The 524-nt window shown below is 48.7% G+C and carries 1 protein-coding gene; it reads left to right on the top strand.

From position 1 onward, the window contains the following. Window positions 1–430: PAS domain-containing protein (locus ACYVAA_RS23055; protein WP_460546468.1), on the top strand; the 430-nt coding region annotated here is incomplete at its 5' end. Between the last annotated feature and the right edge of the window lie 94 nt (window positions 431–524).

The following is a 524-nucleotide window of genomic DNA, read 5'->3' as shown; positions in this document are numbered from 1 at the left end:
GGAGAAAAAAGACGGCAGTAAAATCTGGACCCGTTTTGCGCTATCGAAAGTGAGCGCCGAGGGGAAAGTTTATTACCTGGCGCTGGTACGGGATGCCAGCGTAGAAATGGCGCAAAAAGAACAGACCCGACAATTGATTATTGCCGTTGACCATCTCGACCGACCGGTGATTGTCCTCGATCCGGAACGCCATATTGTGCAGTGCAATCGCGCATTTACCGAAATGTTTGGTGCCAGTTATCGCTACAGTGGTGCTGGAGTCGGTTATCAGGTTGCCAGTGTGGTTGGCGGTGGATTTACACCTTTTATTGCCGCTGCACTCATCACTTACTTTGCCGGGAACTGGCATAGCGTTGCCATTTATTTGCTGGCTGGATGCCTGATTTCTGCAATGACCGCTTTATTGATGAAAGACAATCAACGCTCGTGATAGCCTGGCGAAGATCATCCGATCTTCGCCTTATACTTTTGTTTCACATTCCTGTGACATACTATCGGATGTGCGGTAATTGTATGGAACAGGA

It is taken from the genome of Echinicola sediminis, from assembly GCF_054777495.1.
The sequence above is the reverse complement of the archived record's forward strand: the minus strand, read 5'-3'. Positions and strand labels throughout refer to the sequence as shown.